At 36.9% G+C, this 14,810-nt stretch carries 12 protein-coding genes; 8 read left to right on the forward strand and 4 right to left on the reverse strand.

Going from position 1 to position 14,810, the window contains the following annotated elements; translation table 11 throughout:
• Positions 1 to 1,200 carry a methyltransferase gene (locus tag ACLKL2_RS10750; RefSeq protein WP_413691622.1) on the reverse strand — a complete coding sequence of 400 codons (1,200 nt, stop codon included), beginning with the start codon at positions 1,198 to 1,200 and terminating at the stop codon, positions 1 to 3.
• Between the two features lie 819 nt (positions 1,201 to 2,019).
• Here ACLKL2_RS10750 and ACLKL2_RS10755 point away from each other — a divergent pair.
• Positions 2,020 to 2,577 carry a hypothetical protein gene (locus ACLKL2_RS10755; RefSeq protein WP_113819913.1) on the forward strand — a complete coding sequence of 186 codons (558 nt, stop codon included), beginning with the start codon at positions 2,020 to 2,022 and terminating at the stop codon, positions 2,575 to 2,577.
• Positions 2,578 to 2,646: 69 nt separating this feature from the next.
• Here ACLKL2_RS10755 and ACLKL2_RS10760 read toward each other — a convergent pair whose 3' ends face one another.
• Together ACLKL2_RS10760 and ACLKL2_RS10765 are read right to left on the reverse strand one after the other, a co-directional pair.
• Positions 2,647 to 2,829, reverse strand: coding sequence for a hypothetical protein (locus ACLKL2_RS10760; protein WP_413691623.1), 183 nt, complete (start codon positions 2,827 to 2,829; stop codon positions 2,647 to 2,649).
• A gap of 99 nt (positions 2,830 to 2,928) precedes the next feature.
• Complete coding sequence (locus ACLKL2_RS10765; protein ID WP_413691625.1) at positions 2,929 to 3,582, reverse strand: hypothetical protein; 654 nt, start codon at positions 3,580 to 3,582, stop codon at positions 2,929 to 2,931.
• 983 nt (positions 3,583 to 4,565) lie between these two features.
• Between ACLKL2_RS10765 and ACLKL2_RS10770 the strand changes: the two genes are divergently transcribed.
• The 7 genes from ACLKL2_RS10770 to ACLKL2_RS10800 all read left to right on the forward strand — a co-directional run bounded on the left by ACLKL2_RS10770 (position 4,566) and on the right by ACLKL2_RS10800 (position 13,950).
• Positions 4,566 to 5,846 (forward strand): cation:proton antiporter, encoded by a 1,281-nt coding sequence (locus ACLKL2_RS10770; protein ID WP_113819910.1) that lies wholly within the window; start codon positions 4,566 to 4,568, stop codon positions 5,844 to 5,846.
• Between the two features lie 277 nt (positions 5,847 to 6,123).
• Positions 6,124 to 8,451: a hypothetical protein gene (locus tag ACLKL2_RS10775; protein WP_413691626.1), complete on the forward strand. Its 2,328-nt coding sequence runs from the start codon at positions 6,124 to 6,126 to the stop codon at positions 8,449 to 8,451.
• A gap of 94 nt (positions 8,452 to 8,545) precedes the next feature.
• Entirely contained in the window at positions 8,546 to 9,019 is a 474-nt protein-coding gene (locus ACLKL2_RS10780; protein ID WP_113819908.1) for a transcription elongation factor, read from the forward strand.
• A 178-nt stretch (positions 9,020 to 9,197) separates the two neighbouring features.
• Positions 9,198 to 10,592, forward strand: coding sequence for an aminotransferase class V-fold PLP-dependent enzyme (locus tag ACLKL2_RS10785; protein ID WP_413691627.1), 1,395 nt, complete (start codon positions 9,198 to 9,200; stop codon positions 10,590 to 10,592).
• Between the two features lie 99 nt (positions 10,593 to 10,691).
• Positions 10,692 to 11,423, forward strand: coding sequence for an ABC transporter substrate-binding protein (locus ACLKL2_RS10790; protein ID WP_413691629.1), 732 nt, complete (start codon positions 10,692 to 10,694; stop codon positions 11,421 to 11,423).
• A gap of 195 nt (positions 11,424 to 11,618) precedes the next feature.
• Complete coding sequence (locus ACLKL2_RS10795; protein WP_413691630.1) at positions 11,619 to 13,439, forward strand: putative bifunctional diguanylate cyclase/phosphodiesterase; 1,821 nt, start codon at positions 11,619 to 11,621, stop codon at positions 13,437 to 13,439.
• On the forward strand, positions 13,414 to 13,950 hold the full coding sequence (locus ACLKL2_RS10800; protein WP_413694300.1) for an EAL domain-containing protein: 537 nt from the start codon (positions 13,414 to 13,416) through the stop codon (positions 13,948 to 13,950). The genes ACLKL2_RS10795 and ACLKL2_RS10800 overlap by 26 nt, the downstream gene beginning before the upstream one ends.
• 44 nt (positions 13,951 to 13,994) lie before the next feature.
• Here ACLKL2_RS10800 and ACLKL2_RS10805 read toward each other — a convergent pair whose 3' ends face one another.
• Complete coding sequence (locus ACLKL2_RS10805) at positions 13,995 to 14,645, reverse strand: DsbA family oxidoreductase (protein ID WP_413691631.1); 651 nt, start codon at positions 14,643 to 14,645, stop codon at positions 13,995 to 13,997.
• Positions 14,646 to 14,810: the final 165 nt, after the last annotated feature.

The following is a 14,810-nucleotide window of genomic DNA, read 5'->3' on the forward strand; positions in this document are numbered from 1 at the left end:
TCAACGACTCGCTTGGATTAACAGGTTACGTGGTGTGACCTGTGATTCACAAAACGTCGACACTTGCACTTGATAACCCCATTCTTGCAAACGTAATCCTCTATCATAAACTAACCAGAGCTCTAATGGTCGACGAAAAAATTGAGAAACTAACTCTGCTCTGCGTACTTGATTAAAGCGCTCTTTACCTTGCTGTAAATACTCACTGAGGTCAGCTGGCAATTCAAATGATAGCTTTTTACACTCAATCACCCATTGCGCAAACTCACTAAAGTCACTTGAAAGTAAGGTTTTAGGAAAACTCGGCACGTTTAAATAAGTACTAGTACCACGTATCGCTTTTTGTAAACAATCAAAACTCAATCGCCACCAAACCTCTTGATCATTTAATTCCGTTTGACGATCACCTAAAGTATTCTGTTGTGAAACAGCTAGCTTTAAATCCTGTTTGCTTAAGGTAAGTCCTGACAATAACTGACTGGTTTGTTGAACATGATTAGAAAGTGGCTGGTAGTACTGGTCTTTAGTTAAATGATAACAGCAGGGACTAATCGTTACTTTCTCAGTTTCAGATTGACCCGCTGCGTTAATGAGGTGTCTGTGCAAATCTCCACAAGCATGTAAAGCAACCGCATGTTGCTCTTGTTTTAAATGTATATCAGCTTCATTCAACAATACATTGGCTTGGTAAAATGTTTGCGGTATGGCATGTTTTTCAGCGAGTACTTTCCCCTGCAGACAAAGCTCATCATTCCACTCCACAGCTGTCACAGGGTTATTATTTTTAAAGTGAATAAGGCGTCCTAAATGGCCTTTTCCAGCACACCACTCTAAGATAGGAAGTTGATCATTGATACGCTGAGAAAATTGCTCAATTTGTGTTAACTTTCTGCCTTTGATGCCATTTTTAAACCAAAATGGAATATTACTTGCTAACTTATCGCTTAGATCCTTCACTTCAAAAAAAGGATCACTCACATCTAATAACTCAGGAATAAATTGCTTTAACAGAGGGTGTAATAAACTCGGGTTATTTTGATATAGAGATAACTTTGCTTGATCAATCGATGCTAAAAATTCAATTAACGCACTATTCTCATTAAATGCAGGATAACCATCCAATGAAAAAGCATTGTAATGCCAATACCCCATTAATTGTGCTAAATATTTATCTATTTTATTAAACTGACTGCTAAGCATTATCTATTCCGAGACTTCTCTTTGTTGGCATCTAATACCAAGCATACTAGTTAACTTATCTAATTAACCTATTAAAATGGCTTATTTCTTCGTAGTACTGTCATTAATACCAATCATAGTAAGTAACTGATCTATTTTACTTGTTAAAACAACTTATTTTTTCGTTGTAAGTTTCGTATAGGGAACAACCATTTACATCAACTTACGCCTCAAACTAAGCCATTTTTCCAGCGCAAAATTTAGATCAGTTATTTAATACAATTGGTATAACAGAACAACTCGTTACCTATTCAACTAACTGATTCTCCGTACGTTAAATTAAACCCACTCAATTGAATAAAATCGGGATCAACATCCTTTAATATTCACACTCAATCGTAGGTCTATTTGACTGAATAACAGTGCTAGCCGCAGAAAAAATCAATAGCATAGCAATACAAACCTGAAGCACTTATCCCTATCGGGATATCGAAAAAGTTTACATTATATCAATATGAAAACAATTGGTTATAAATTAACAATATGTAGCTAAGCCACCTTTTTACAATCCCTATTAGACCTAATAAAAACAAACATTTAAACATCAAATAAACACCCTATTTATATATAACAAAACGATGAAATTGGATACTCAATGAGGCTTACTGAAAATAAGCCATGTTGAAAAACCTTACAAAATGAAAAATATAAATAAAATAAAGATCATAAACCCAACGACAAACCATTGATTATAATAAACTTAAGTAAATTTGATCTTTTTGGTACTAATTATGCTTTATTTCTATACATGGAATAATCCATTAAATAAGGAAGGGAGACATGAAGAAAATAATAATACGAATAACTAGCTTGTTTTTACTTTTATTAGCGACAAGCACTGCATCAGCGATATCAATCGACGGTACAATTAACTTTACTGGTGGAGGTGTTGTTACTGTAGACAGTTCGGGTCTAGCAGTTGAAACCGTGACGTTTAATACGATTACAGTTAGCGACGATTCGTTCCTTCAAACCGGAGATTTTTCTGGTTTAGATGGCACAACAGCAGCATTTACAGACTTCGACATTTCTGATGCTTTGCCTACAGTTTTATGGACAGTTGGTGACTTTACCTTTGAAATTACAAGTGTTCTACTCAATACTGTAGACCTTGCTGGTACATTCATCGATGTAACATTGATGGGAACGGGTATTATTAGTGCAGTAGGGTTTGATGATACAGCTGCTGAATGGATAATCACTGCAAATGGATCAGAGACATATGTTTCGTTCTCTTCAACAGCATTATCATCAGTTCCAGCACCAGCAGGAGCCGCGTTATTAGGCTTATGTCTGTTAGGTTTTGGGTTGGCTCGTCGTAATAAGCAAGTTAAATAATAATTCGATTAAAAAGTCAGTTAAAGCCTAATAATCACCGCATTATTAGGCTTTTTAATACAATAAAATTTAATCATTATCTTGTTCATTTTTCTTAGCATTTGTAGAACAGGTCTTAGTTTGCTTAGACTCTTCATTACTTGGTAAAGGGTCACTACAACAACTACCAAAATGCACAACATCTAACCAAGCCTGTAACTCTTCTTCGGACTCTTTTTTCGTTGGGTCTTGTTTATCTTTAGTTGTACTCATGTAATTTCCTTAATATCTACCAACCAGCTTATGCCAAGTATATTAAATAACGGATCCGACTTTTCGTAAAAATAGAGCTCTTAATAAGAATAATTGAGATTACAATCCAATACTATCTAGAATCTCTAAAAACACATCTTCTCGGTTGCTTGCTGTTAAGTTAGGGTATAAACGACATAAACGTATCGCCTGGCTAAATTTATTTTTACCTAACACACTCAACACCCTAGTAAATAAGGCTTCATCTAGGAAAAAGGTTTTTACCGCATGCGTAACAGCATCATCCAATGAGACATAGATAACACCATCAAACTCAAAACTATCATTATCACTATCAACAACCAATAACTGATTGTTAACCACTAAAGGCCACCCTTGATAATTGATACGACCTTGCATCATTTCGAACATAGGCCAAGCACTGCGTTTAAATCCTTCAAAAGCACTTCCCTCTAACTCAGACTCTTCTAACTCTTTTTTAGTCCAATGAGATCCGATACTTAATACTTTTTGATGCTTTTTGGTTAATGCTTTTTTAATCGCATCACGGTAATGATAAATAGACGTAAACGCTGAGCGCTTAACAATACTTGAGCACTCTTTACAGCTAGGTATAGTGAGGGGTAAATGATCTAAAATATTGATTTCGTAATCATACTGAGGAAATTTTATTTTCTTATCACTAGGTTCACCACAAAACCAACAGGTGCTACGATAATTGAAAGGAATTTCGACTGCATAGAAAGTAGCCATATTGATACACCTATAAAAAAGAGTTTAGGGTACGTTTTGACTGAACAATAATCAATGTTGAAAGTAGCAATTGGTATTATTGAAATGATAGGTATTTAAAATATTTAAGCCCAGAAACAGGAAAGGGCAGCCGAAGCTGCCCTAATTTAGTCTCACTATCAAGTCCGTGATAGAAGTTGCTCCATGCAAAACATCCTTTTGACTATTGCCATACTAGGCATCCCCTTCCCAAATCCTTTGGGCGTCTTCCCTGTTTACATCCTTATACGATAAACATCCTGCTTATCAAGCCAACATCCTGCTGGTTTCTTCCGTGACACATCCTTATTTAATAAACATCCTGCTTATTAACTGCTCCCTATCCTTGGAAGGTGTCCTTTTACATCCTGTAATTCGTCCTTGCTTTTCCTTAACGATAAACTTCCTGCTTATCTAACTTCATCCTGAAGTGTCCTTTGGTCATCCTGACTAGATAAATAATCCTTATTTACCTAAGTAACAACATCCTGTTGTTTCCTGCTTTCCGTTGCTGATTAACATCCTGTTAATCGTCTACGTCCTTGTTTGCGGGAGAAATAGTACGATGCATTGAGTGAATAAGACCAATCCGAAATAAAATAAATACATAACTCATTGAACGAAAAAAACTAACACTTTATTTTCAATAAGTTATACTTAAATTACATTTATGTAACACCTAAAAATCTTTATTTAAAGTAAGGATCTAGCACGTAGGCAATGGTCGATCTCTCACAAGCAAAAAACGGCACGTAGGATCGTTTCAAGATAAGTTCAATATATTTAGTGACCATGATCACATTTAACTCTCTATCTACAATTAATAATGAAATGATTTATATTCATTATTCACACTCTTTTTGTTTAAAAAACAGTCAAACAAGCAGTGTAATAATCAACAAGCCATAGTATTTACGACTAATTAGCATTATATTTACATTTCCTTTACACCTCAGGTTATCACTATGTCCGTTTACGCCACTTTATGCTTCCTCGCTGCAGCTGCAATGCTGATCACTCTAATTAATAGTAAGTTAGGAAAATGGCAAAGTACCATTGCCATTACAGCAGGATCCTTGTTGTTATCTCTGATTATTATCATCGCGGGTAAAAATGGTTTTACTCAATTAAGAGAAGTTGCCGTTACTCAATTAACAGAGATAGATTTTGAACACTTTCTATTAAATGGTTTATTAGGTTTTCTATTATTTGCTGGCGGTTTAGGCATTAAATTAGAAAGCTTAAAAGATCAAAAATGGGAGATTACTGTGCTCGCTTTAGGCGCTACACTATTCTCCACTTTCTTTGTAGGTTTTGTGCTCTACTATATTTGCCAGTTAATTGGACTACCTCTTGACCTTATATACTGTTTATTGTTTGGCGCCCTGATTTCACCTACAGATCCCATCGCCGTACTTGCTATTGTTAAAAAGTTAAATGCTCCTAAACGTATTTCTACTCAAATAGAGGGCGAGTCACTGTTTAATGATGGTTTTGGTCTGGTCATTTTTGTCACTATATTCAATATCGCTTTCTCTGGTGAGCCATTGACGGTAGGCAATGTCTCTATGTTGTTCTTGCATGAAGCGATTGGCGGTATTGTATATGGCTTTGCATTAGGGCTATTGTTCCACTACTTAATAAGTGCAACCAACGACCATGCAATGGAACTATTATTTACTATTGGCGTACCAACAGCTGGTTATGTATTCGGTGAATTAATTGGCGTTTCAGCTCCTTTAGCAATGGTTGTAGCAGGTATCATGATTGGTAACTGGACCAGAAAAACCGGATTCTCAGAGGAGAGCAAGGCGCAACTAGATCATTTCTGGGAACTGGTGGATGAATTTTTAAATGGTCTACTCTTCCTGTTAATCGGTTTAAGCATGCTGCAATTCAGCTTCTATCAAGAAGACTGGATCATCATGTTAATCGCTATTCCGGTTGTATTGTTGGCACGCTATCTGAGTATTCGCTTATCTTATGTTGGCTTTAACCGTTTCCGTCATTATAACCCCTACTCTGTGCGTATTTTAACTTGGGGTGGGTTACGTGGTGGTTTAGCCCTAGCTATGGCAATGGCTGTGCCTGCTGGTATTTGGGTGATCCCTGAAAAGAATATCGATGTTCGTGAGATTATCCTAGTAATGACTTACGGTGTTGTACTGTTTTCAATCTTAATTCAAGGCTCTAGTATCGTGCCACTGATTAACAAAGCCAAAGAGTGGCAAAGTAAACAAGAATAAATAACTGATCTATAAGCACTATTATCCATCTGCTACTGGGTAATAGTGTTTTCTTTATTTGCCAACTTCCATACACTTATCCTCCCTTATATTCCCCTGTTCCTAAGGTGATTACTAATAGCAAAAATTAGTAAAAACAATGCGAACAAAAATAGATATTAATGGTCTGATACAGAGTTAAATCGAACCACCTTATTTGGGTGTATTTCACCTATTAACCAGTACCTAGCACCTTGAACTTTTGTTAGGAATAATCGTATTAATATCAGGAAAAGTCATGTCTAAATCTGCTACAAAAGCAACTCTGTCGATCGGTGTTCGGTTATTTAGTGCCTTTTTATTTTCCTGTTTATTAATTAGCGTCGTTGCAGTGGGTTTACACTTTTATCATAGTCAAAAGTTAGCTAAAGACAGCAGTTTACGAAGTTATCAATATACCGCGGCTCAAATAGCTCAGCGTACAGAACAAAATAAACTGCAAATGGATGAGCAACTCACCGCTTTATCTAATTCACAGATGATCAGTGTTAATAATCGACTCACACCTAGTGCCATTACCCGTTTTGCACAAATACTGAATCAACAAACACGTTATCAATCACTTTCTGTAGGCTTTAAAAACGGCAATTTGCAAAAACTGGTGGCTTTAGACAAACCACAAAGTGCACAATATATTCATCAAGTAAAACAGGCAAAGTGGTTGCTTGTCTCGATTCAGAAAAACGCAACAGAAACGATTCGTGAAGAGCTGTATTTCGATAACAAGTTCCATTTCCTCAGCAAGTTTCAAGAGATAACTACCGGCGACATCACGACCAGTGAATGGTACAAGGCTGCGCAGCAAGTGCCACTAGCAATTACCTCGCAGACAGAAAAAAACCTAACCTACTCTAAAAAAATCAACAAGATAAATGCGGTTATTGCTATTGAAACTAAACTAGCTGACTACAGTGAAGCGTTAAAAGATATAAGCTCACCTGACTTACATAATGAACTTTACCTATTCACTAATAAAGGGCATCTCTTAGCCACCTCAAACGCAGAAAAATGGCAAAGTCCACTGTACTCCCCTTACCCATTATTAATGGATTTAATTGATTCAAAAACAACTGACCAATTAACTCAAATCGAAATCGAGAAGCAGCACTATTATGCTTATTTAACGCCTCTAGAGGGAGAAACAAACGCCCCTAGTTACCTAGCATTTTTGACACCTAAACAAGCTTTATTATTACCTAGTATAAAAACATCTCTTGAGATATTGTTAGCCTGTTTAGCCTTATCAATCCTTTTATCCTGGTTATTTACTGTACCTATCAGTAAAGCATTAACGCGTTTAATACATTCGTTAGAGGCTGCTAAGTCAAATAATTACAAGAAATTTACGCCTAAAACAAGCCGTTTCCGTGAGTTAAATTCGTTAAATATAACAATCGCAGAGATGAGTGAGATAATTGCAGAGCAAAATATAAAACACCAAGAAAGAGCGTCATTATTTGCTTCGCTCAATGCTAAAATTATTGATAACAAAGCACTTAATAACAATAACCAAATTAATCGTTATCCTACATTAACTGGCCTGTTAGGAATCGCCGCGAGTAAATCACACTCTCCTGAATTTTCAACATTCACTTTATCTAATGAAACAGCTTTTAATCATTTTCAAGCAATGGCTTGGACACATTTATATCAACACTTAAATGCCGATGACTTAGTTAATAAAGGGACGAAGTTAGATACTCCTTATAATCGTATACATGAGATCCGCATGCGTTTTGAGGTGCTTTGGAGAGATGCAGAAATACATTATTATCAGGAAAGTAGAGCGAATCCAGAGCAGAATAAACCGCTAAAAGAAAAACTCATTAAGCAACAACTGCAACTGATGAGAGACTTTGAGTTTGTGGCTAAACTAAACCAAGGACACACCTCATTAAGTCCCCAAGATCACCAACGTTTACAACAGGTGAGCGAAAAAACATGGTTACGTTACTTTGATAACAGTCTCGGACTATCAGCGGTTGAAGCCATTAATCTTGCCATGAAAAAGCAGAAGTTACCGGCGACCGAGTATTTAATAAACCATGAATTAACCAGTCAACTAGAGCAACCTAGCACGACTAACAACGCACTAACTCATGGTAATGAATTTTATCAACTATCGATTCAACAAGGCACTGCAACAGTAGAGCAAGCTCAGGAAGCAAAACAACAACTTAGCTCAATTAAAAACATGCTGAATGCACTGTCTAATGCAGAAAGTCAAAGCACTGTTATTGACTTATCTATGTATCATAGTCGATTGACGGCCATTGCTTACCCTAAAAGTTCTACACAGGTTGATTTGAGTATAGCTGAGCATATTATGTTTCTCAGTGATATTTTTATCGCTTTAACAACCATTAAGTCACCCGTTAAAGCGACCTTATCATTAAGCCAAGCTATCGATGTGTTATATCAAATCACCATGGATAAACATCTCAATTTAGCGATATTTAGGTTATTCTTAAGCAGCGGTACCTACTTACAATATGCTCAACAATATTTGCATGCATCGCAAATCGATAGCGTCAATATTGAGCAATACTTGAAAGATAAAGACTAAATAAAGCTGGAAAATAAGATTTTCACAATCAATTCTTAAATAGGCTAGGTATAATCCGAGCATTGTAAACCTAGCCCTATTTAATGATTTTAAAATGAACAAAATTCAGCTACACCAGCAACTCATGACCCATTTGCAGCAGCAACTAAATAACGCACAAGCTGCAGCAAAAAGCGCACATGAAACGGCCACTAATGAAGAAAATATTGCTGAAAACCAATATGATACATTAGCCCTTGAAGCAGCTTATCTCGCCCATGGACAATCTCAAAGAGCGTTAAAATGCCAAGCAGATATCGATGCTTGTATTAGCTTGCCATTAGGAAGTTCATTAAAAGGAGCATTAGGCTCCTTAGTGGTTTTAGTTGATCAAGATGCTCAAGCTAAGTACTTGTTTATTTGTCCTGTAGCAGGCGGTGTAAAACTCAAATGGCAACAACATACTGTGTTAGTCGTCACACCAGAATCACCGATTGGGGCAATGTTACTCGGTCAAAAAATTGATGCAGAAGTCAGCATGACCATAAATAATAAAGTTCATGATTTCGATATTTTACAAATCATTTAAATTAAATCTCGCAAACAGAAGCCACTAAATCAGCAGTTGTCCGTTAATGATGACCAAGGTAAAGAGCTGAGGTCTAACCATAACTTTCAGTATGTTACAGTCAAATTCATAAAAGCATCATCGCTTTTCTTATTAATTCCTTTATGCTTATATTTTCATCTAACTGAAGGGATTTTATATGATTGAAGATAAAGCAGTGTCTAACGAACGACGACATTTCTTAAAAGTAACCTCAGGCATCGCCGCAGCAGGTATCACCGCAGGCTTATTACCCAGCACAGCAAACGCCAAAAATAACCACCAGTCTTACAACGCTCGCCACAATAAATCGATCTGGAATAAAGTAAAAAAACAGTTTGTATTGGACAAAAACACCACCTACATGAATGTGGGTACCACCGGCTCGATGCCAAGTAGTGTGTTAAAGAATTATTATGCCAATAACCTCAGTGTGGCTGAAAATCCATGGGATATGCAAGACAAATTTGGAGAGTGGCCTTATACCACAGAAATGAGTACGAGTATCGCGGCTGGTTTAGGTGCAAATGCAGATGAAATCATTCTTAGTCGCAATACAACGGATGGCATGTGTTCTATTTTAAACGGTCTGCAATTTGAATCAGGCGATATAATATTAACAACTCACCATGAGCATGTTGCTGCAGAATCGCCATTACATGTTGTTTCCGAACGCTATGGTGTAGAGGTGATCTATTTAGATATTCCAGTAGATACTGGGGATGAAAACATTACTGAGCAAGAATTTGTTGATCTGTTTACCCATGCCGTAAGCGAGTATTCAGGTCGAGTCCGCTTAATTACTTTCTCACATATTACTTACAAAACTGGGACTCGTTTACCTGCTAAGCGAATTTGCCAAGAAGTCGCCATACCGAACGAAATCCCCACCTTAATTGATGGTGCGCATGCAATTGGTATGTTGGACCTTGATCTGCATGATATTGGCTGTGATTTTTATGCTGGTTCAGGACATAAATGGCAATGCGGACCAGGCGCAACAGGCATTTTATTTGTCTTAAACAGTGCACAACGCCTAGATCAATATTGGTCTGACCGTGATACCTCATTATGGTTTATTAACTCCTCCTTAGGCCATGCAGATTACCTTGGTGCGCAATTACAACTACAATATATAGGTAATGATAACTATCCTGCTAAACAAGCATTAGCTGATGCTTGTGCAATGTGGGATGAGATTGGACGAGATGTAATTGAAGAGCGTGTACTTGCGCTTAGTAAACGTTGTAAACAACAGATTAAGTCTGCTTTTCCAGATGCTGTCATCTACTCTCCAGACATTGATCAACTAGCTAGTGCTATCACCAGCTTTAATCCATTTGCAGATGTGAATGATTCAGATACGCTCACTGCATTTAGAGATGCATTACGTGAACAAACTGGTTTTATTATCCGTACCACTGATTTTAAGGTGCAACAGAGTGATACCTTGGATACTCATGCCTTAAGGATATCCACTCACCTTTTCCATGACGAAGATGATGTAGATAACTTAATAACAGCCATGAAAAATGTATTTAACAGCATGGTCTAAATCATTAAGCCACTTCACAATCGTGGCTTTTACAACCTACCCTTAAGAGGTACAATAAAGAAAACGTAAAATAATTCTCTCTCTTCCAAGGTCCTTTTTATGGTAAATACTAAATTTAAGTGGCTGGCAATGTTTCTGCTTATTTTAGGCTTTTATAGTCAGGTGAGTCATGCTCGCGACTTAGCAGAAATCAAAGCAGACGGTGTGTTACGACATATTGGCATTCCCTATGCAAACTTCATTAATATTTATAAAGAGAGTGACAAGACGCTAGTAAGTGGTTTAGATGTTGAATTAATGCAAAGATTTGCTGAACATTTAGGTTTACGATACCAATTTGTTGAAGCAACTTGGCATAACTCAATCACGCTACTCACCGGACGTAATGCAAGCTATGTCAATGATGTCGTCGTCAAAGGACACATTCAACATGAGATAAAAGGAGATATACTGGCCACAGGGGCAACTATATTGCCTTGGAGAAAAGAAGTCGTTGATTTTTCTACCCCTTATTTCCCCTCTGCCGTTTGGTTAATGGCAAGAGCAGACTCAACACTTAAGCCTATTACGCCATCAGATTCAATTAAACAAGATATCAAAACGGTAAAAGGCTTATTAAAAAGCCGTGAAGTCTTAGCAATGAAACAAACCTGTTTAGACCCTGATCTATATAACTTATACAATACAGGCGCTAAAATTATATTGCCTGTCACAGAAAGAAAGCTAAATGAGATGATTCCAGCTATATTAAATAACGATGCTGAGCTAACCTTACTGGATGTGCCTGATATATTAATCGCATTAGAGAAGTGGCGGGTAAAACTAAGGTGATTGGCCCGATTTCAGAAAACCAAGAGATGGGCGTTGTCTTCCGTAAAGACTCGCCAAATCTACGAAATGCATTTAATCTATATCTTAAAGAGATTCAAAACAGTGGTGAATATAATTTATTAGTTAAGAAATATTACCCTTCTGTGTTCTATTTTTATCCTGATTTTTTAACACAAAATCACAGTAAGGACATCTATGCCTCGTTGGTTTACTCAAAAAAAGACTCTCGTGATTGCAAGTGTAACCCTTGCCGGATATCTATTACTTATTTTAACAGTAACCAACCTAGGTCAAAATAAACTTGAAGAATCAAGAGACAATGAGCTTCACTTACGAATCAGTCATTACGGGGAGTTACTAAGTAATTATTTTAAACTTGCCAAGCATAATCTATTAATTGCATCTGAAGATAAAGTAGTAATCACTTTCTTCGCGAATAAAAGCGCGGGTATGTCGATGACCTATGGATTAGGTGCAAGCCTATTTAACTTGCGAGAAATGATCGAAAGACAATTAATTTCCCCACAAGACAAACTCACCCCAGTGTTCTCTCGCGTGACTCTAGTTGAATTAAATAAAAATATCATCGCTGATAGTAACAGTACGCTCCCATTTAACTATCAAGACCTCAATATTTCTGAATTACAGAAATCAAAACAAACATTACTGGTTAATGAATTCAACGATACCTTAATAATCCGTTTATCAACGACTGTTTACTTTCATAATCATCCCATTGCTTTACTAGTGGCTGAATTTAATAAAGCGCAAATGACATCCCTGCTTACGACCTTAGAATATGAAGGCAGTGGCAGCCATATCACACTTCGAAGCACTAAAGGCGATCTCTTTATATGGGATTCCTTAGCCGCCACTTCACATGCCGAAGACACAGACCTACATCATCACAATGACTTAATTCATAGCTTTCATTTAACAGAACAGATAATAGGTGCACCTTTTATTATTGAAGCCTGGTTTGAAGATATTAGTCACAATGACTTATTTACTTCGAAATGGTTTGTGGTGGTGATCTCTTTATTAGGCTTCCCAGTATTTTTAACTTTATATTACCTATTTTATATTGAGCACAAAAATGCCCAACTTCACCATCAAATTAGTGACTCAAAAAAGCGTCGTCAACAACTATCAAAGCATAACTCTGAGCTTGAAAATGAAATTAAAAAGCGTGAGCTTTCTGAGAAAAAATTAGCCTATCAAGCCACTCATGATTCGCTAACGGGCATTCCAAATAGAAGTTACAGCTTAGAAAAACTCAATTATGCTATCGCTCGTTCACAACGTAATCATAAAAAAGTATTACTCATGTATATAGATCTCGATAACTTTAAACAAGTTAACGATACCTTAGGACATGCGGCCGGCGATAAAATATTAATAGAAACCAGCCTACGTTTACGTGGAGCGTTACGCAAAACAGATACCGTTGCGCGATTAAGTGGCGATGAATTCATGGTAGTGATTAATGACCTAGAAGGACTCGAGGAAGCGACTCAAATAGCGGTTAAAATGCACCACCTTTTTGAACAACCTTTTCAAATAGAAAAACATCTCTTCCATACATCCAGTAGTATAGGATTAGCAATTTACCCTGATGACGCAGACGATGCCGAAACACTATTAAAATGTGCGGATATGGCTTTGTATAAAGTAAAAGGCGATGGCCGTAATAACTTTAATTTCTTTGAACCTAAGATGAATGACGAGGTGAACCGCAAAGTAGCCATCAACTTACGCTTGCACGCAGCGCTCAAGGAAAATAACCTTGAAATGTATTATCAGCCGCTGATTGACCTTACAACCAACAAGATAATAGGCGCTGAAGCCTTAATGCGTTGGACCGATAGTGAACTCGGCTTTGTACCACCTGATGAATTTATTGCCGTCGCAGAAAAAAATAACTTAATGAGATCAGTTAGGCAACTTTGCTTTACAGACAGCAGTCAACCAAGCGGCACAATGGCAAAGTATTACACCGTTACAAATTGCCGTTAACTTTTCTAGTGTGCAATTTAGAAACTGCAAACAACTACTTTCTGATATCAAAAATGTACTGAAAACCGCTGATTTACCACCTGAACGCTTAGATGTCGAAGTCACTGAAAGCCTCATTATTAATCAAGAAGGAGAGTTATTTGAAATGTTGCAAACATTACGTAACATGGGAGTCGAACTCAGTATTGATGACTTTGGTACCGGTTATTCTGCCTTAAGTTACCTACAAAAATATGCCTTTTCTAAATTAAAAATAGATCGTGGTTTTATCATGAATTTAGCTGAAAACGAATCAGATAAATCACTGGTAATGGCGATTGTTGCAATGGCAAAAGCGTTGAATTTGAAAGTAGTAGGTGAAGGGATTGAAGACAAGGAGCAAATGCAATTTCTTAAAAGTATAGATTGTGAGTTTGCCCAAGGTTACTTGTTCAGTAAACCCTTACCGGCTGCACAATTTGAAGCTTTATTAAAAAACCAAACTGCATTGCAAGCCTTAATAAACGACTAAAAGTTAGGTTAAGCGATGATAATACTTAACCTAACCTAGTCAATTTAAGCTTCTGCCAATAACTCAGTGATCACCTGTTTATAAGCTTCTACAGGTTGTGCACCAGATAACGCACTTTGACGGTTGAATACAACTGTAGGCACGGCTGAAATACCTAACCCTTGCCAATATCTTTCATGGTCAACGACTTGATCCAGGTAAGCTTGTGTTGTTAAACGAGCAGATGCTTCCTCACCATCTAAACCTATTTTCACGACTTCAGCTAATAGTGTTTCTCTGTTAGAGACATCTTTTTGGTCAGTAAACGCGGCACTAAATAGCGCCAATTTCAATTCCGTTTGTTTACCTTTTTCATAGGCATACTCTAATAAAATATGCGCATCACGGGTATTAACAATTTTCATCTCTTCAAAAAAGTTAAAAGTAAAACCAACTTCTGCACCACGTTGACCGATATTAATTCGAGCTTGATTACTTTCTTCTAATGACGAGCCGTATTTTTCAGCAACATGCTCTCGTAAATTTTGTCCTTCCGCTGGCATGTTAGGGTTTAATTCAAAAGGTTGCCATTGCAACTCAATTTGCTCTTCAACACCTAATTCATCAATTGCTTTTTGTAAATTTTTGTAGCCAATAATGCACCACGGACAAACAACATCTGATACGATATCTAATTGAATTTTCTTACTCATCATTACCTCTTTTGCAGTCAATAAACTGAACATACAACGACTGTATATGGTTTATACTAACACACTATAACTAGTTAAGAACGATCGTTCAAATTAATCGATAAATAAGCATTTGCTTCACAATCTCCAGATAATGAAATTGATCGATCCAGATATAAAATAGTACAA

The sequence above is a fragment of the Psychromonas sp. KJ10-2 genome (genome assembly GCF_047323255.1).
Lineage (GTDB): Bacteria > Pseudomonadota > Gammaproteobacteria > Enterobacterales > Psychromonadaceae > Psychromonas.